At 59.3% G+C, this 18,172-nt stretch carries 18 protein-coding genes; all 18 read left to right on the top strand.

The window, feature by feature from the left end; genetic code table 11:
- Window position 1: 1 nt before the first annotated feature.
- Window positions 2-871 (top strand): orotidine-5'-phosphate decarboxylase, encoded by an 870-nt coding sequence (gene pyrF / locus ADB02_RS09475; protein ID WP_049190763.1) that lies wholly within the window; start codon window positions 2-4, stop codon window positions 869-871.
- Between the two features lie 421 nt (window positions 872-1,292).
- The gene (mihF, locus tag ADB02_RS09470) at window positions 1,293-1,619 is read left to right on the top strand and encodes an integration host factor, actinobacterial type (protein WP_016422714.1); all 327 of its coding nucleotides are present in this window, start codon (window positions 1,293-1,295) and stop codon (window positions 1,617-1,619) included.
- Between the two features lie 5 nt (window positions 1,620-1,624).
- Window positions 1,625-2,197, top strand: coding sequence for a guanylate kinase (gene gmk / locus ADB02_RS09465; RefSeq protein ID WP_016422715.1), 573 nt, complete (start codon window positions 1,625-1,627; stop codon window positions 2,195-2,197).
- Window positions 2,198-2,314: 117 nt separating this feature from the next.
- Window positions 2,315-2,593: a DNA-directed RNA polymerase subunit omega gene (gene rpoZ / locus ADB02_RS09460; protein WP_005510796.1), complete on the top strand. Its 279-nt coding sequence runs from the start codon at window positions 2,315-2,317 to the stop codon at window positions 2,591-2,593.
- Between the two features lie 27 nt (window positions 2,594-2,620).
- Window positions 2,621-3,901 carry a bifunctional phosphopantothenoylcysteine decarboxylase/phosphopantothenate--cysteine ligase CoaBC gene (gene coaBC, locus ADB02_RS09455; RefSeq protein WP_049190762.1) on the top strand — a complete coding sequence of 427 codons (1,281 nt, stop codon included), beginning with the start codon at window positions 2,621-2,623 and terminating at the stop codon, window positions 3,899-3,901.
- Window positions 3,902-4,019: 118 nt separating this feature from the next.
- A complete protein-coding gene (metK, locus tag ADB02_RS09450; protein WP_048731861.1) occupies window positions 4,020-5,237 on the top strand; it encodes a methionine adenosyltransferase in 1,218 nt (405 codons plus the stop codon).
- A gap of 49 nt (window positions 5,238-5,286) precedes the next feature.
- The gene (locus tag ADB02_RS09445; RefSeq protein ID WP_049190759.1) at window positions 5,287-7,323 is read left to right on the top strand and encodes a primosomal protein N'; all 2,037 of its coding nucleotides are present in this window, start codon (window positions 5,287-5,289) and stop codon (window positions 7,321-7,323) included.
- 60 nt (window positions 7,324-7,383) lie between these two features.
- Window positions 7,384-7,887, top strand: coding sequence for a peptide deformylase (gene def / locus ADB02_RS09440; protein WP_016422719.1), 504 nt, complete (start codon window positions 7,384-7,386; stop codon window positions 7,885-7,887).
- A 94-nt stretch (window positions 7,888-7,981) separates the two neighbouring features.
- Window positions 7,982-8,956: a methionyl-tRNA formyltransferase gene (gene fmt, locus ADB02_RS09435; RefSeq protein WP_049190757.1), complete on the top strand. Its 975-nt coding sequence runs from the start codon at window positions 7,982-7,984 to the stop codon at window positions 8,954-8,956.
- Window positions 8,957-10,414, top strand: coding sequence for an RsmB/NOP family class I SAM-dependent RNA methyltransferase (locus ADB02_RS09430; protein WP_049190754.1), 1,458 nt, complete (start codon window positions 8,957-8,959; stop codon window positions 10,412-10,414).
- 11 nt (window positions 10,415-10,425) lie between these two features.
- Window positions 10,426-11,094, top strand: a complete 669-nt coding sequence (rpe, locus tag ADB02_RS09425) for a ribulose-phosphate 3-epimerase (RefSeq protein ID WP_049190752.1) — start codon at window positions 10,426-10,428, stop codon at window positions 11,092-11,094.
- Between the two features lie 70 nt (window positions 11,095-11,164).
- Window positions 11,165-12,163: a bifunctional diaminohydroxyphosphoribosylaminopyrimidine deaminase/5-amino-6-(5-phosphoribosylamino)uracil reductase RibD gene (gene ribD, locus ADB02_RS09420; RefSeq protein WP_222865347.1), complete on the top strand. Its 999-nt coding sequence runs from the start codon at window positions 11,165-11,167 to the stop codon at window positions 12,161-12,163.
- 69 nt (window positions 12,164-12,232) lie between these two features.
- Window positions 12,233-12,820 (top strand): riboflavin synthase, encoded by a 588-nt coding sequence (locus tag ADB02_RS09415; protein ID WP_049190748.1) that lies wholly within the window; start codon window positions 12,233-12,235, stop codon window positions 12,818-12,820.
- Window positions 12,821-12,831: 11 nt separating this feature from the next.
- Window positions 12,832-14,094: a bifunctional 3,4-dihydroxy-2-butanone-4-phosphate synthase/GTP cyclohydrolase II gene (locus ADB02_RS09410; protein WP_049190747.1), complete on the top strand. Its 1,263-nt coding sequence runs from the start codon at window positions 12,832-12,834 to the stop codon at window positions 14,092-14,094.
- A complete protein-coding gene (gene ribH / locus ADB02_RS09405; RefSeq protein WP_049190744.1) occupies window positions 14,095-14,577 on the top strand; it encodes a 6,7-dimethyl-8-ribityllumazine synthase in 483 nt (160 codons plus the stop codon).
- Window positions 14,578-14,579: 2 nt separating this feature from the next.
- Window positions 14,580-15,074: a PH domain-containing protein gene (locus ADB02_RS09400; RefSeq protein WP_016422727.1), complete on the top strand. Its 495-nt coding sequence runs from the start codon at window positions 14,580-14,582 to the stop codon at window positions 15,072-15,074.
- 29 nt (window positions 15,075-15,103) lie between these two features.
- Window positions 15,104-17,152, top strand: coding sequence for an excinuclease ABC subunit UvrC (gene uvrC / locus ADB02_RS09395; RefSeq protein WP_016422728.1), 2,049 nt, complete (start codon window positions 15,104-15,106; stop codon window positions 17,150-17,152).
- A 112-nt stretch (window positions 17,153-17,264) separates the two neighbouring features.
- Window positions 17,265-18,155: an RNase adapter RapZ gene (gene rapZ / locus ADB02_RS09390; protein WP_005510809.1), complete on the top strand. Its 891-nt coding sequence runs from the start codon at window positions 17,265-17,267 to the stop codon at window positions 18,153-18,155.
- The last annotated feature ends 17 nt before the right edge of the window (window positions 18,156-18,172 follow it).

Here is an 18,172-nt window from a genome sequence, read left to right as displayed (position 1 = left end):
CATGACCGCGAAGGCTGAAGGATCCGCAGTGCGGACAATTAAGGGTTTCGGCGATCGCCTCAGCGAGGTTGTCGCCGAGCGCGGCCGGCTCTGTGTGGGAATCGACCCGCACCCTAGGTTGCTGGATGCCTGGCAGTTACCGCGATCGGCAGAAGGTCTAGAGCGCTTTGCCACCACATGCGTCGAAGCGTTTGGTGACATCGTTGCCGTCGTCAAGCCCCAGGTGGCGTTCTTCGAAGCCTACGGTTCCAAGGGCTTTGCCGTCCTGGAGCGGACGTTGGCGGACCTGAAGGACGCAGGTGCGCTGTCGATTGCAGATGCCAAGCGTGGCGATATCGGTTCGACTATGGCTGCATACGCCGAAGCCTGGCTATCGGATGGCTCGCCGCTGGCAGCCGACGCTCTGACGGTTTCTCCGTACCTCGGGTTCGGTGCTCTTGATCCGGCGGTTTCGTTGGCGTTGGAGAACGGACGCGGCCTGTTCGTGTTGGCCGCAACGTCCAATCCGGAAGGTGCGTCCGTACAAAAGGCGACCGTTTCGGGTGAGAGTCTGGCTCAGACCATGGTCAACCAGGCAGCCGCTATTAATGCCCGCCAGATTGACGCTGGTGCAAAGGCGGGCAGCATCGGCGTTGTTGTTGGCGCAACGCTTGACGACGCCCCGGTGCTCAGTGACCTGCGTGGTCCCATTCTCATGCCCGGTGTGGGAGCTCAGGGTGGAACCCCGGCCGATGTAGATCGTCTGGCAGGGGAATCCAAGGGGCTTGCACTGCCAAATATTTCGCGTGCAATTCTCTCCGCTGGGCCTGATCCTGCTGCGCTGCGGCGCGCAACTATTGAAGCTGCGGCTCCGTTCCTATCCGAGAGTTAGCAGCGAATCGACGATTTGGCAGAGGCCCGCAGGGCGCACCTCATAGAACAGGTGCCCCTGCGGGCTTCTTCCGTACCTAGCTGACGAGATTTTCCTAATGAGCCTCAGGTGGCGGCGGAGTAGGTATGGGCAAGTTACTGTGACGATTCCTGGGAGATTTCGTACAAAAACCGTGGTCAATTTCCATTCTCCTGGGCAAACGGTGCTACAATCGCCGGAGTTGGTTGACCATGACCGAAAGGTGGGGCGGATAAAGCCCTGGTGTCATTTTTATCGACACCCCGTCAGCATTTGCCTCAACAACCGGTAAGTGCGGTACGGTCTCCAATCGTTAAGCACGGTGTCGTTGCCTGCCCTTGGTGGACGCGAGGCTCGTGCAAGTAAATAAGAAGCTAACCAATCTATTTTTACGGAGGAACACGTGGCCCTTCCGCAGTTGACCCCGGAGCAGCGTGCAGCAGCACTCGAGAAGGCAGCTCAGGCCCGCAAGGTACGCGCAGAGCTCAAGGACAAGCTGAAGCGTGGCGCTATCGACCTGCCAGAGGTTCTCAAGCAGGCTGACGAGAACGAGATCATCGGCAAGATGAAAGTCTCCGCTCTGCTCGAGGCTCTGCCGAAGGTCGGCAAGGTCAAGGCACAGGACATCATGAATGACCTGGAGATTGCTCAGACCCGCCGCCTGCGTGGCCTGGGTGACCGTCAGCGTCGCGCTCTGCTGGAGCGCTTCGGCTACGCAGTGGAGGACTAGTCGCAGTGGCCGGGAATGAAAACGGTCAGCTGGTAGTCCTTGCCGGCCCTGCCGGTGTGGGAAAATCCACTGTTGTCAGTCGGCTCCGTGCCGAGGTTCCCGGACTGTACTTCAGCGTTTCCATGACCACCCGCGCCGCACGGCCGGGTGAGGTCGATGGCCGCGACTATTTCTTCGTGACCCCGGAGAAGTTCCAACAGCATATTGATGCTGGAGAGATGCTCGAGTGGGCTGAAATCCACGGTGGTCTGCAGCGTTCTGGTACGCCGCGTGGCCCGGTGGATAAAGCTCTCGCCGAGGGACGTCCGGTACTCGTTGAGGTGGATCTGGCGGGAGCCCGTTCCATCCGTAAGGTAGCGCCGAATGCTCACCTGCTGTTCTTGGCTCCGCCAAGCTGGGAGATTCTCGTCAGCAGGCTCACTGGTCGTGGCACGGAAACCGAGGCGCAAGTCAAGCGTCGCCTGGAAACCGCGCGAGTGGAAATGGATGCTCAGCACGAATTCGATGAGGTTGTTGTCAACGACAATGTCGATGATGCTGTGGCGGCCATCGCTCGGGCGCTGACTACTGGCAAGTAACAGGGCGACTCCACATCATCGATAGTAGAAATCGTTTCCAAGCAATGGTGTTTCTATTGCTCCGACGGTTTCTATTGTCACCCCAGTAACTCACGTTCTATTGAGGAAAGATTTCTCGTGACCCAGGAAAATACCGCCACCGAGGCAGTGTTCGACCCGCCAATTGGTATTACCAATCCGCCGATCGATGAGCTGCTTGGTAAGGCTTCTTCGAAGTACGCTCTGGCTATCTTCGCTGCCAAGCGTGCACGCCAGATTAATGACTACTACCAGCAGATTGACGAAGGCATGCTGGAGTACGTTGGCCCGCTGGTTACTCCGGGGGTCGCTGAGAAGCCTCTGTCCATCGCTCTTCGTGAAATTAACGCTGGTCTGCTGGACCACACTGAGGGCTAGAGCATTTCCTTAAGGGGAGATATCTGTATGCATGCCGCCGGTAATGCTGACGTATCCGAATGTTTAAAGGTTGTCGTCGGGGTTGCCGGCGGCATCGCTGCATATAAGGCCGCACACGTTGTTCGTGGCTTCAAGGAACTCGGTCACGATGTTCGCGTCGTTCCCACCGAGTCCGCATTGAATTTTGTAGGTGCGGCTACTTTCGAGGCGCTGTCGGGGAACCCGGTGTCGACTACGGTTTTTGACGCAGTCGATGAAGTTCAGCATGTCCGCGTGGGGCAGGAGGCCGACCTCGTCGTCGTGGTTCCCGCGACTGCCGACTTTATGGCGCGTGCCGCACACGGGCGTGCCGACGACCTTCTCACCGCAACTTTGCTTGTGGCGACCTGCCCGGTGGTTCTGGCTCCTGCCATGCACACTGAGATGTGGAACCATCCAGCTACGCGCGATAATATCGCGATTCTTCGTCGCCATGGCACTATTGTCCTCGATCCGGCCCATGGCCGTTTGACTGGTAAGGACACTGGTCCAGGTCGTCTGCCGGAGCCAGAGCAGATAGTTTCGCTGGCATTAGCGGCAGTCGAGAATCCGCGCCACTTCCGCCGCGACTTCGAGGGCGTGCGCTTCATGATTACTGCCGGTGGCACCCGTGAGGCTATCGACCCGGTACGTTTTATCGGCAACCACTCCTCAGGGCGTCAGGGCTTCGCGCTAGCGGAGATGGCAGCACAGCGTGGCGCTCAGGTCACTGTGGTGGCAGGACATACAGATCAGTTGCCGACACCGCTGGGCGCGAATGTTGTAAAGGTTGATTCCACTTTGGAGATGGCCAAGGCCGCCCACGAACACTCCAAGTTGGCCGATGTCTGCATTTTTGCCGCTGCCGTCGCCGACTTCCGTCCGGCATCGACCGCTGGGGCCAAGATGAAGAAGGGCGTCGCAGACGACGCTTTGAGCAACATCCAGCTCGTAGAAAACCCTGACATTCTGGCTACCACTGTGGAGCGTCGTAAAGCGGGCGAGATTCCGGCAACCACGACGATGGTGGGCTTTGCGGCTGAGACCGGCGACGAGACGACGACGCCACTCGAGCTTGCGAAGCAGAAAATTGTGCGCAAGGGCTGCGATTTGCTCATGTGTAACGACGTCTCAGGTGGGCAAACTTTCGGTGCGACGGACAATGTCGGCTGGTTGTTGTCTCTCGATGGCGAGCAGTGGGACGTGCCGCGGGGCTCAAAATTCTCGGTGGCCGGTTCGATTTTGGATGCAGTTTCCGAGCTGCGACAGGAACCTCAGCCAGCGGAGTAGCCGGTGCCTACTACGGCGACTGAACCGCTTGGTCTATAATTATCGAATCAAACGAAAACCCACGCCGCAGCGACATCGCAGGGCTGGGGAAATGATCTAGAAGAAAGTTGTACTGCTCGTGGCCTCTAATCTTCGGCTGTTTTCCAGTGAATCTGTTACCGAGGGGCACCCAGATAAGATTTGCGACTCGATTTCGGACTCCATCCTTGACGCTATGCTCGCGCAGGATTCTGCATCGATGGTCGCCGTTGAGACTGTGGTGACTACCGGTTTAGTCCATGTTGTTGGCGAGGTTCGCACGAAGAGCTACGTTGACATCCCTGGAATTGTCCGGAGTCGACTGAAGGAGATCGGTTTCGATTCTTCTGAAAAGGGCTTTGACGGCAAGACCTGTGGCGTCTCCATTTCGATCGGTGAGCAATCTTCAGACATCCACGACGGTGTGCACACTTCTCTGGAAGCACGCAGCTCTGGTGGCGAAGTCGAAGCAGAAGATCTCAAGGGCGCTGGCGACCAGGGGCTGATGTTCGGCTACGCTACCAACGAAACTCCGGAGTACATGCCGCTACCGATTGCACTGGCGCACCGTCTGGCTCGCCGCTTGACGCAGGTACGCAAGGAAGGCATCGTCCCATCGCTTCGACCGGATGGTAAGACTCAGGTCACCTTCGCTTACGACGAAGACAATAACCCGGTGTACTTGGACACCGTAGTGGTGTCCACGCAGCACGACCCGGATGTGACCCAGGAGTGGATTACCGAGCAGATTAAGACTCACGTAGTCGATTGGGTGCTCGACGACGCTAACTTGCGCGAGCGCTTTGTTACCGAGGAATTGAATCTGCTGGTCAACCCGTCTGGCCAGTTTATTATCGGTGGCCCGATGGGCGATGCCGGCCTGACCGGCCGCAAGATTATCGTCGACACTTATGGCGGTATGGCTCGTCACGGTGGCGGCGCATTCTCGGGTAAGGACCCGTCAAAGGTGGACCGCTCCGGCGCCTATGCCACCCGTTGGGTTGCGAAGAATGCCGTGGCCGCAGGTCTGGCTGACCGCCTGGAGATTCAGGTCGCCTACGCTATCGGCCGCGCTCGCCCGGTAGGCCTTTACGTCGACTCTTTCGGCACCGGTCACGTTTCGGACGACGCCATCCGCGAGGCTATCAACAAGGTCTTCGACCTTCGTCCGGCCGCTATTATTCGTGACCTGGACTTGCTGCGCCCGATTTATGCGCAGACCTCCACCTACGGTCACTTTGGCCGAACTGACTTGGACCTGCCGTGGGAGCAACTCAACCGTGTTGAAGAGCTCCGCGCAGCCGCTGGCCTGGGATAAACACCACCCGCCAGCATGACCCTGGGGTGGGGAAGTAGAGTAAGACTCTATGACCGACGCCCCCTTCGCACCCGCCGCCGCAGCTGAGAAGCTGCCAGTCGCGCGGGTGCTTCCACTTTTGGGGCTGCCGCAGTTGGATCGCCCCTTCGATTACCTGGTTCCGCGCGCGCTAGCGGAGGAAGCGGTTGTCGGTTGCCGCGTGCGGATTCGCTTCCACGGCCAATTGGTCAATGCGCTGGTACTGGAGCGCTGTGCCACGCCCACTCACGACGGCAAACTGTCCTATCTCAAGGATGTCATCAGCTCTGAGGTTGTCTATCCGCCACAGCTTCGACGGTTGGTGGATTCTCTGGCGGAGTATTACGGCGCAACACGCTCAAACATCATTCGATCCGCCATCCCAACCCGTCATGCACGGGCCGAACGTGCCCGCAAGGAGAAGATGCCCCCAACGTGGGAGGAATTGGGAAAGCTTGCCACCGAGGATCCGGACCTTTCCGCGTGGGGCAACTATGTCTTCGGCGAATCCTTTGTCGATTCCGTCCGCAAGGGCGCCCCGGCACGCGCAGCGTGGCAGCCAGTTCCAGGGGAACAGGTGGCAGCCATGCTCGCCGCGCTCAGCGTTTCGGTCGCCCGCGATGGTGGCGGTGTTCTCATCATTGTGCCGGACGCACGCACGCAGGCACGCTTCGAGAGCGCTTTTCGCGAGCTCATTTCTGCCCGTCAGCTCACTCTTCTCGGGGCTGGTCTCGGTCCCGAGTCCCGCTATCGCCGCTACCTGGATATCCTGCACGGCCAGGGGCGCATAGTCGTCGGAACGCGCTCGGCAGCGTACGCCCCAGTGCAGAATCTGCGTTTAGCAGTGATTGTCGATGATGGCGATGACAACCTCGTAGACCCCCGCGCACCCTACGTCCACTCTCGCGAGGTGCTGGTCACGCGAAGTGCGCAGGAGGGATGCGCTCTTATTTTTGCATCGTATAGCCGTACAGCAGAGGTGCAGCTGCTGGTCTCCTCAGGTTGGGCGCACAATCTGGTTGCAGGCGCCGACGCCCTCGCTGAATCCATGCCGGAGATGATTGCCTCCACGGACACTTCCGAAGACCCGGATGACGTGAGTAGGGGACGCCTTCCTGCCATCGCTTTTCGACGGGCAAAAGCCGCGCTGCGCGAAGAGCTTCCGATTCTGGTCCAGGTACCCCGCAAGGGATATGTACCGACATTGTCGTGTCGCTCCTGTGGCGCGCCTGCGCGCTGTCGCTGGTGTAACGGTCCACTGGGAATTCCACCGTCCGATAACCCGGACGATCCGGCGCCGCCGACCTGTCGGTGGTGTGGCCGCATCGACATCCACCACCGTTGCCATAGCTGCGGTTCCACCAAGATTCGGCCAGTCGTGGTCGGCAGTGAACGTACGGCGGAAGAGTTTGGTCGTATTTTCAGTCCATTCCCAGTCGTCGCTTCCTCTGGCGAACGGATTGTTGACGACATTCCCGAAGGCCCGAGGGTCGTGGTGGCCACGCCGGGAGCCGAGCCTTATGCGCCGGAGGGCTACGGTGCAGTGATGCTGCTGGACACTTGGGCGATGCTCGGCCGGCAGGACTTGCGCGCTCATGAAGAGGCCTATGCGCATTGGTCTCGAGCTGTCACGCTTGCGCGACCGCGGGAGCGAGGAGGGGCAGTGGTTATCGATGCGGATGCTGCAGTCCCGACTGTGGCCGATCTTCTGGCATGGGACGCGGTAGGCGCTGCGAACAGGGAATTGGCCGACCGTACAGCCGCCACTCTGCCTCCGGCCTTTCACGTGGCAGCGGTGGACGGGACTGAAGAGGGCCTGCGTAACTTCATGGAGTCCCTGGAGGTTCCATCGGGCGCGGAAATCCTGGGGCCGGTAGACCTTCCCCGCAACGCCAGACCACCAGCAGGCGTGGAACCGGGTACACCTATTCAGCGGATGTTGGTGCGCTGTGACCGTCGGCAAGCACGGGCGGTGGGAGCGGCGTTGAAGGCAGCACAGGTCGTTCGAGCGACCAGGAAGGACCCGACGCCGGTGCGCGTTGTCGTCGATCCGATTAATTTCGGCTAGCTGCTAAAATGAGCGCGTTATCGCTTGATTCACACCAGTTTTCTTGGAGGCTCTAAGTTCATGGCAGTTCGTGAGGTACGTCTTTTCGGCGATCCGGTGTTGCTGTCCAAGGCGGATACCGTCACTGATTTCGACGCGACGCTGTCGCACCTGATTGATGACATGTTCGACACGATGGACGAGCAACAGGGCGTCGGGCTCGCGGCAAACCAGGTCGGCGTGCTGCAGCGCGTTTTCGTCTACGACTGCAACGGCACCCGCGGGCACATCGTCAATCCGGAATGGGAAGCCATCGGCGACGAGACTGTCCACGAAATCGAAGGATGCCTATCTATCCCGGGTATTAATGGACCCGTGACTCGACACGCACGTGTGCGCGTTACTGGCCAGGATCGCCACGGCACACCGGTGAGCTTCGAAGCTGATGATTTGCTGGCTCGCTGTGTGCAGCATGAAAGCGACCACCTGGATGGTGTGCTGTTTTTGAAGCGTCTCGAGGGCGACGAGCGCAAGACCGCGATGCGTTCTCTGCGTGAGCAGGACTGGTTCCTCAACCGCGGTTAACTCACCTGCGCCTAGACCCCTGGGTGTGGCGCCCCGAGTTTCATCACTAGATTAACTAGAACAACTAGGTCCACCAGGAAGGAATCCACTTACTGTGCGCCTGATTTTTGCCGGAACCCCGGAACCTGCTGTCGTTGCACTGAAGAAGTTGCTAGAAGACTCCCGTCATGAAATCGTCGCTGTTCTCACTCGCCCCGATGCCCGCCGTGGCCGCGGTAAGTCGCTTTCGCCCTCGCCGGTGAAGGCTCTGGCCTTGGAACACGACATTCCCGTGCTCACCCCGACGACCCTGCGCGATGAAGAGATCCAGCAGCAGATCCGCGAGTTAAACGCCGACTGCATCCCGGTGGTCGCCTACGGCAATCTCGTGCCGGAGGAATTGCTCGATGTACCGACGCACGGCTGGGTCAATCTGCATTTCTCACTGCTTCCTGCTTGGCGAGGTGCCGCGCCGGTGCAGGCAGCTATCGCTGCCGGCGATGAAGTCACGGGTGCCAGTACCTTCCGGATTGAAAAGGGCCTGGATACCGGACCAGTTTTCGGTACCGTCACCGAAGCGATTCGCCCGACCGATAATGCCGACGGCCTTTTGACCCGCCTCGCATACTCCGGCGCGGATCTTCTAGCCGCCACCATGGACGGCATCGAAGCCGGTGCGTTGCGTCCGACCGCTCAGCCGGAACAGGACGTCAGCTACGCCGCTAAGTTCGGGCCGGAGGATGCCCGAATCGTTTGGACTCAGCCGCGACATCTTCTCGACCGCCGCGCTCGCGCGTTCACGCCTGCCCCAGGTGCGTGGACGACCCTCGACGGCGCACGTTTGAAGGTCGGAGAGCTCACCCCGCTTTCCGACGAGGACAGCGCCGCGGTCGACGAGGTGCGAAAGGCAGCTGCTCCGGAGGCTGCAGCCGCCACACCGGGTGAGTTGGTAGTGGAGAAGCACCGGGTATCCGTGCGTTGTGCCGATGGCTATGTGCAGCTGGTGAAGGTGCAGCCACAGGGTAAGAAGATGATGGATGCGTCCGACTGGGCGCGAGGTAGCCAACCCGGCGGAAAGGTCTGCGAGTAAATGGGCAACGACAAACCCCGCCACACCGGTGGCGGACGGCAGCGCAGCAACCGCGGCGGACAGAACCGCAATGACCGCAACCGTAACCGTGACATCCGAGGTGGGGATAATCGCGGTGGCATTGACCAGCCGCGCAAGGTCGCACTGAAGGTACTAGCCGACGTTCGCGAGAAGGATGCTTACGCAAACCTCCTGCTGCCCAAGTTGCTGAAGACACACAAGCTCAAGGGGCGGGATGCTGCTTTTGCAACGGAGCTGACGTACGGCACACTGCGGGCGGAAGGCCTGTTGGACGCCGTGATTGAGGCATCGTCGTCACGCCCGTTAAGCGATATTGCTGGACCGGTGATGGACGTGCTACGCCTGGGCACGTACCAGCTGCTGCGTACGCGCGTCGACGCCTACGCGGCGGTCGATACCTCGGTGCGGGCAGTGGCGAAGGTGGCGGGACCTGGCGCGCGCGGCTTTGTCAATGCCATTTTGAGGAAGGTCTCCTCGAAGACCGAAAGCGAATGGGTGGCTGAGATTGCGCCGGATCCTGCGACCGATCCGATTGGCTACGTGGCAATGAAGCATGCCCACCCGCGCTGGATTGCGATGGAGTTTGCCCGCGCACTCGGTGCACAAGCCGGTGAATTGCAGCAGGCACTCGCTGCTGACGATGCCCGCCCGCTGGTGCACTTGGTCGCTCGTCCGGGCGAGATCACCGCTGAGGAATTGGCACTGATCACCGGCGGTGAAGAGGGACCGTGGTCGCCGTACTGCGTGCGCTTGGACTCCGGTGCCCCAGGAGAGTTGGAGCCGGTACGACAGGGCTTGGCTGCGGTGCAGGACGAGGGTTCTCAGCTCATTGCGCGTGCCGTCACCATGGCACCCGTTGCCGGTGAAGACAGCGGCCGCTGGTTAGATCTGTGTTCCGGCCCCGGTGGTAAGTCAGCTTTCATCGGCGGCATTGCAGCTATTGAGGGCGCGGAGCTCGATGCTGTTGAGGTATCGGCGACTCGCGCAGAACTGGTGAAAAAAGCCACGGCCGGGCTGCCAGTGACTGTAACGGTTGCGGATGGTCGTGATACCGGGCTCGAGGCAGGCTTTGACCGCATTTTGGTAGACGCGCCCTGCTCTGGCTTGGGCTCGCTCCGCCGTCGCCCGGAATCGCGCTGGCGGAAGTCGCCGTCCGATCTCAACTCCTTGACTACGCTGCAGTTTGAACTGCTCAGCGAAGCTGTGCGTCTGGCACGGCCGGGTGGCATCATCGTCTACTCCACGTGTTCGCCGCATCTGCGGGAAACCAGGGGCATAGTCGATAGAGCAGTGGCGGAATTGCCGGTGACTGAGCTGAATGCACACGAGTTGGTAGCGCCGATGACTGATGTCGGGCCGTATCCATCTGTGCAGATGTGGCCACACCGCCACGGGACCGATGCGATGTTCTTCTCAGTTTTGCGCAAGAACGACTAGGCTCAGAGGTTATGAGCGCACCAATTATTGCCCCGTCCATTCTCGCTGCTGACTTCGCTCGCCTCGACCGCGAGGTTGCGGCTGTAGCCAATGCAGATTGGCTGCATATCGACGTTATGGATGGCCACTTCGTTCCCAACCTGTCCTTCGGCGCTCCGGTGCTGGAGGCCGTAGCTGCGGTGACGGACAAGTACTTGGATGTCCATCTCATGATTGAAAACCCGGAGAAGTGGGCCGACACCTACATCAAAGCGGGGGCGAGCTCCGTTATTTTCCATGTTGAAGCCGCCGACGACGCCATCGCACTGGCCCGCCACATTCGTTCCCAGGGCGTGAAGGCCGGGTTCTCGCTGCGCCCGGGTACCCCAATTGAGCCGTGGCTGGATCACCTCGCCGAATTCGACGAGGTGCTGGTCATGAGTGTCGAACCCGGTTTCGGGGGCCAGTCCTTTATGCCGGATCAGCTGGCCAAGGTCGAGAAGCTGCGTCAGCGTATTGATGCCGATGGTCTGGATACTCTGATCGAGATTGACGGTGGTATCTCCGCCAAGACCATCGAATCCGCTGCCGCCGCTGGTTGCGATGCCTTTGTCGCAGGCTCGGCCGTATTCGGCGCTGAGGATCGTGCCGCGGCTGTCGATGAGCTGCGCGCATTGGCAACCGCTGCTGCAACAAAGTAGACGGCGGTGAGAAACGGTGGCACAGTTTCCGGATCTCGTCTCCGCACAGCCGCTGACTGACGCCCAAGCTATGGCATTGGCCATAGAAGCCGGCCAGCGGGTTCAAGGCACCACCTATCCCAATCCACCGATTGGTTGCGTCATTCTCGATACCGCAGGGATCGCGGTCGGTGTGGCCGGAACTGAGCCTGTAGGCGGGCGACACGCAGAGCCACAGGCATTGGAGATGGCTGGGGCACGAGCTCAGGGCGGCACTGCAGTGGTCACACTAGAGCCGTGCAATCATATCGGCCGTACACCACCGTGCACCGAGGCACTTGCGGCAGCCGGTGTTTCCCGCGTCATATTTGCGGTCGCCGATCCTAATCCCGTCGCCGCTGGCGGCAGCGAGTGGTTGCGTTATAAAGATATCGAGGTCGTTGAAGAATTCCAGCGTGACCGAGTAGCCGCCGGCTACTTACGTCCATGGTTACACTGGCAGCGCACTCGGCGCCCACACATCACGTTGAAGACAGCGGGCACGCTGGATGGTTTCGCCGCCGCTACCGACCGCACCTCGCAGTGGATTACGGGGGAGCAGGCGCGGGCACGGGTACATGTAGATCGTGCACGTCGGCAAGCGATTGTCGTCGGAACGGGAACAGTGCTCGCCGACAATCCGCGATTGACCGCGCGCACACCAGACGGCGAGGAGCTGTCAACGCAGCCTCTGCGCATCGCGATTGGTACATCGGAGGTCGCCGCCGATGCGAATATCCGTGGCGATAACTTCCGCCACATTCGCACTCACGATGTGGAAGTGGCGCTGGAGACAATGGCGGATATGGGGCTTATTGACGTGCTGGTAGAAGGCGGCCCACGGCTCGCCGGCGCTTTCTTAGAAGCCGATGCTGTCGACGCGATTGAGTCCTACATTGCCCCGGCGTTTCTCGGCGCTGGCCTGCCAGTGACATCGGCCAACCACGAGACCTCCATCACTGACATCTCCCGTTTCCGTACCGTCGCGGTCGAGACTCTGGGGGACGACATCTTGATCACGGCACTCCGCAGTGGCAAAGATCGCGGGTAGACCGGCTAGAGTTAGTTTTGTAAAAATCTTTCAATTTATAACAAACGGTAAAGGATTTTCCTGACCACTATGTTTACGGGAATTGTTGAGGAGCTCGGCGAAATTCGCGAAATCCACCGCGAAGCCGATTCCATTACTCTGACCATCCGCGCGACCACCGTGCTTGACGACGTGCACCACGGTGACTCCATTGCTGTCAATGGCGTTTGTTTGACCGTCGTGGAGTTTGGCGATGACTTCTTTACCGCTGATCTCATGCAAGAGACTCTGGATAGGTCGAGTCTCGGCCAGGTTGAGGTCGGTTCCAAGGTCAACCTCGAACGTGCAACCGCAGTAGGGCAACGCCTCGGCGGCCATATCGTGCAGGGACATATCGATGGCACCGGCGAGGTTATTTCGCGCACGCCAGGGGAACGCTGGGAAGTAGTGCGGATTTCTCTGCCGGAGCAGCTCTCCAAGTATGTCGTGGAAAAGGGCTCAATTGCCGTGGATGGCACCTCGTTGACTGTCTCTGCAGTAGGCGAGGGGTTCTTTGAGGTCAGTCTGATACCGACGACGCTGACGGACTCCGTTATTGGTTCGACCACAGTAGGCACCAAGGTCAATTTGGAAGTCGATGTGCTAGCCAAGTACGTCGAGAAAATGTTGGAAAGATAAGCTACAAGACTGTGATTAAGTTCGATTCTGTTGAACGGGCCATTGCGGACATCGCAGCCGGTAAGGCCGTGGTCGTCGTCGACGATGAAGATCGTGAGAACGAGGGCGACATTATCTTCGCCGCAGAGAAGGCAACGCCTGAACTTGTTGCCTTTATGGTTCGCTATTCCTCTGGTTACATCTGTGCACCGCTGACCGCCGAGGACTGCGAGCGTCTCAATCTGCCACCGATGGTGTCGGAGAATGAGGATGCCCGCGGTACCGCATATACAGTGACCGTGGATGCCAACACCGGTACGACCGGCATTTCCGCCACAGATCGTGCGAACACCATTCGTACTCTGGCTGACCCCACGTCCAGCCCGCACGATTTCACCCGACCGGGACACGTGGTTCCGTTGCGAGCTCGCGATGGTGGCGTCCTCGTCCGTGCCGGCCACACCGAGGCTGCGGTCGATCTCGCCCGCCTGGCAGGGCTTCGTCCTGCCGGTGTGCTGTGTGAGGTTGTCTCCGAGGAAGACCCGACCGGCATGGCTCGCGCGGAGGAACTACGTCGCTTCTGCGACGAGCACGATTTAGCGCTGATTTCCATCGAGCAGCTCATCGAATACCGTCGCCACAACGAGCACCTGATTGAGCGCGTTGTCGAAACCAAGCTGCCGACCGACTACGGCGAGTTCCGTGCCATTGGTTACCGCAGCCTTATCGACGGTGTCGAGCATGTCGCTCTCGTTGTGGGGGATGTGTCTTCCAACGATGGCCAGGATGTCCTCGTGCGTGTGCACTCCGAATGCCTCACCGGCGACGCATTGGGATCTCGCCGCTGCGACTGCGGTCAGCAGCTGCACAACTCCATGCGCATGGTCCACGAGGCAGGGCGCGGCGTCATTCTCTACATGCGCGGTCACGAAGGCCGAGGCATTGGTCTGATGCCGAAGCTGCAGGCCTACCACCTGCAAGATGAAGGCGCTGACACCGTTGATGCCAATCTCGCACTCGGTTTGCCGTCGGACGCCCGCGAGTACGGCACTGGTGCACAGATTCTGCAGGATCTTGGGGTCACCTCTATGGCGCTGCTGACGAACAATCCGACCAAGCGTGCCGGCCTAGGTGGTTATGGACTGGAGATGAGCCGCCGGGTACCGGTGCCAGTTGAGGTCAACGAGGATAACTTGAAATACTTGTTGACAAAGCGCGAACGCATGGGCCATGAACTTCCTTGGTTGGATGAGTACATGGAGACCCACGGCATGTCGACAGAAGGAGCACAGTAGATGAGTGGCGCAGGTCTTCCTGAAATTACCGTTCCCGATTCCACTGGTGTGACCGTCGGTCTGGTCACCTCTCACTGGAACGAGGAGATTACTGGGCAGCTTCGTCGTGAAGCGCTGTCCCAGGCCGAGGAGGTCGGCGCTGTAGTCACGGATGTGACTGTCGTCGGTGCTCTGGAGATTCCGGTTGTGGTGCAACAGCTCGCGCGAACTCACGACGCCGTGGTGGCGCTGGGGTGCGTTATCCGCGGTGGTACGCCGCACTTCGACTATGTCTGCGACTCGGTGACTGAGGGCCTGACGCGGATCGCACTGGACTGTGAAACGCCAGTTGGCAATGGTGTGTTGACCTGCAACACTGAACAGCAAGCAATTGATCGTGCCGGCGGTGAGGGCGCCGCGGAGAATAAAGGTCGCGAGGCCATGGCCGCAGCGCTGCACACCGTCGCAGTGTTGAAGTCCCTTCGTGAAGGTGGAGCTGAGTAAGAATGGGTAACTCCGAACGCCACAGCAATTCGACTGCCGTCGACACCGGTAGCGAAGACAAATGGCTGTTGGAAATCACCTCGCAAAAGCTGCGTCTGTGGGCGATTATCGCTGCAGTTGTGGTTTTCGCTATCCATATCTTCATGGGTATCGTGGTGGACTTTGGTAACACCGGAGCTTCGGTGACCGCTATCGACCAGCTGGCTTTCCCAATGATTGGTTTGATCATCGCCGGGGTAATCCTGCTGCTGACTCGGGCTCGCGTTCGCGTCAATGCCAGGGGTGTGGAAGTCCGCAATCTACTCAATGCGAAGTTTTACCCGTGGGTCGATATCTACGGCCTGAGTTTTCCAAAGAAGTCCCGCTGGGCTCGCTTGGAGCTGCCTGACTTTGAGTTTGTGCCGATGCTCGCGATCCAGTCGGCCGACGGCAGCCGCGTCGTGGAAGACATCCGCCGGTTCCGTGAACTTGAAGACGAGTTCATGCCGGAGGACTAACCCAAGGACACGTTTTAAGGACACCGTAAGTGACTGACCCTTCTCAGTACCGTCCCGCCCCCGGCACCATTCCCACGGAGCCGGGGGTGTACCGTTTTCTCGATTCAACCGGGCGCGTTCTCTACGTCGGCAAGGCGAAGAATCTCCGTGCGCGTTTGTCTAACTATTTCCAGGACTTAACTCGGCTTCATCCCCGCACCCGCCAGATGGTGCAGTCCGCTTCGAAGGTGACGTGGACTGTCGTCCACAATGAAGTCGAAGCGCTGCAGTTGGAGTACACCTGGATCAAGCGCTTTAATCCGCGGTTCAACGTGATGTACCGCGACGACAAGTCGTATCCGATGTTGGCCGTCAGCGTTGGAGAGCTGTACCCGCGGCTCTTTCTCTACCGAGGACCGCGCCGGAAGGGCGTGCGTTATTTCGGGCCTTATTCACACGCGTGGGCTATCCGAGAAACGCTCGACTTGCTTACACGAGTTTTCCCAGCCCGCACCTGTTCAAAGGGAGTCTTCAACCGGCAGCAAGCCCTGGGGCGGCCCTGTTTGCTCGGCTATATCGACAAATGCTCGGCGCCTTGTGTCGGCCGTGTCAGTGCCGAGGAACACCGCGAAATTGTCCGTGGTTTTACCAGCTTCATGTCGGGAAATACGGGCCCGGTCACGAGGCGCTTAAAAAAGGAAATGGAGGAAGCTGCCGGCGAGTTAGACTTCGAGCGCGCCGCTAGTCTGCGCGACAACCTCGCTGCCATCGACAAGGTCATGGAGCGGCAGTCAGTCGTGCTTTCCGACGCCGCCGATGCCGACTTTATTGCGCTGGCAACCGACGAACTGGAAGCGGCCGTGCAGATTTTCCATGTTCGGGCGGGACGTATTTACGGTCAGCGCGGCTGGGTAGTGGAGAAGTCCGGCGAGTACGCGACTACGGAGTTTCGAGAGGGAGAAACTGACCCCAGCTTGGGTGGGCTGCTAACGCAGTTCCTGACACAGTTCTATGGCGACGCCGCCAAGCACGCGGATGTCGACGGCGATGAATCAACCACTGCCGCCCAGGTTGTGCCACGCGAAATTCTCGTTCAGGCCACGCCCGACGATCTTGACGAGGTTACTGCATTTTTGACCGATATTCGTGGCACCAATGTAGATATTCGCGTCCCACAACGCGGTGACAAGCGGACGCTCATGGAGACCGTGCAGAAAAATGCAGCTGAAGCGCTACGCCAGCACAAGCTAAAGCGAAGTGGAGATCTAACTACTCGATCGCAGGCTCTCTCCGAACTCCAGGACGCGCTATTTATGGATGAAGCGCCGCTGCGCATCGAGTGCACTGACATCTCGCATATTCAGGGCACCGATGTGGTGGCCTCGTTGGTGGTCTTCGAGGATGGATTGCCCAAGAAGTCCGACTACCGCCGCTACCGAATCAAAGATGCAGCGGGTGACGGTCGCTCGGACGACGTCGGTTCTATCGCTGAGGTGGTGCGCCGTCGTTTTCTGCGCCATAACGAGGACAAGCTCGCCATGCCCGATGATGCAAGCGAGATGTTCGTCGAAGAGACGACTGATGCCGTCGATGAGCAGTCGCGGAGTAACCGCAAGTTTGCCTACCCGCCACAGTTGTTCATCGTCGACGGTGGTGCACCGCAGGTCGCAGCCGCACAGGCGGTCCTCGATGAACTCGAGGTCACCGATGTGACGTTGGTGGGGATTGCCAAGCGCTTAGAAGAGCTGTGGATTCCCGACGATGATGAGCCACTCATTCTGCCGCGCAATTCGGAGGCGATGTACCTTATTCAGCGAATTCGTGATGAGGCGCACCGCTTTGCCATTAATTATCACCGCCAGCAGCGCTCTAAACGCATGCGTTCTTCGGTGCTTGATGGCATTAAGGGGCTGGGGCCAGCACGCCGCAGTGAGTTGGTCAAGCACTTTGGTTCCGTTGCGGCGCTGAAGAAGGCCAGCGTCGAGCAGATCGAAGAAGTGGCTGGTTTCGGGCCGATGCTCGCGAAAACTGTTTACGATTACCTCCATCCAGACGAGAAGCCGTCAGATCCAAACTCGGATGTCGGTCCGGGAGAGTAGGCGTAGAAGTAGGTAAACAAGTGGCTAAAACCGCACTTGAAACAGTGCTAGGGGGTTTACTTCCGCTAGTAAAACCGAGAGCGGTTGGGCGGAATTGTATTAGAGTGATGGCATGATTACTTCGGGTTATTCCCCTCAGGCTGAAAAGTCACTTGTGTTGATTACCGGCATGTCCGGTTCCGGACGCAATACGGCCGCCAGCGTCTTGGAGGAGATGGGCTGGTATGTCGCAGACAACCTGCCACCGGAGTTAATTATGCGCATGGTCGAGTTGTCGTTTGAGGCGGACTCTCCAGTAGAGCGCCTCGCTATCGTCACCGACGTGCGCTCGCGCGCGTTCGCCGGCAGTTTGGGGGAGGTGCTCGACGGACTCCGCAATGAGGGGCGCCAGCCCTATGTCATCTTCTTTGATGCCAACGACGACACCCTCATCGCCCGCTACGACTCTGTCCGCCGCACCCATCCGCTGCAGGAAAATGGCACGCTTTCACAGGGTATTGCCGCTGAACGTCAGATGTTGCTGCCAATAAAGGGCATGTCGGATTTAGTAGTGGATACCTCTGACATGAGCGTGCACGATTTGCGCCGTGAGTTAGAGCATCAGTTGTCGGATACCGCTAGCAAGATTCAGCAGATCACCATCGAATCCTTTGGGTTTAAGCACGGTGCGCCGCGCGATGCCGACATGCTTTTCGACGTCCGTTTTCTCCCCAATCCCTATTGGGTACCTGAGCTGCGTGCGGGCCGCGGTACCAACAAAGCCGTGGCCGACTACGTGCTGTCCCAACCTGAGTCTCAGGGGTTTTTGGACAACGTCACAAACTTGATTGAATTGGTTTTGCCCGGGTACCGCCGTGAGGGCAAGGGTTTTATGACTATCGCTGTGGGATGCACCGGAGGCCATCACCGAAGTGTGGCCATGTCGGAGGCGCTGGCTAAGAAGCTCGAGGGAGTTTCCGGGATCAACGTCAACGTCGTCCACCGCGATATTGACCGCAACTAGCGGTTTTCGTGGAGGTG

The organism is Corynebacterium sp. 212_CJEI, from assembly GCF_001055915.1.
Lineage (GTDB): Bacteria > Actinomycetota > Actinomycetes > Mycobacteriales > Mycobacteriaceae > Corynebacterium > Corynebacterium jeikeium_D.
Note: the sequence above shows the minus strand (reverse complement) of the source record. Positions and strands in the feature narration are given on the sequence as shown.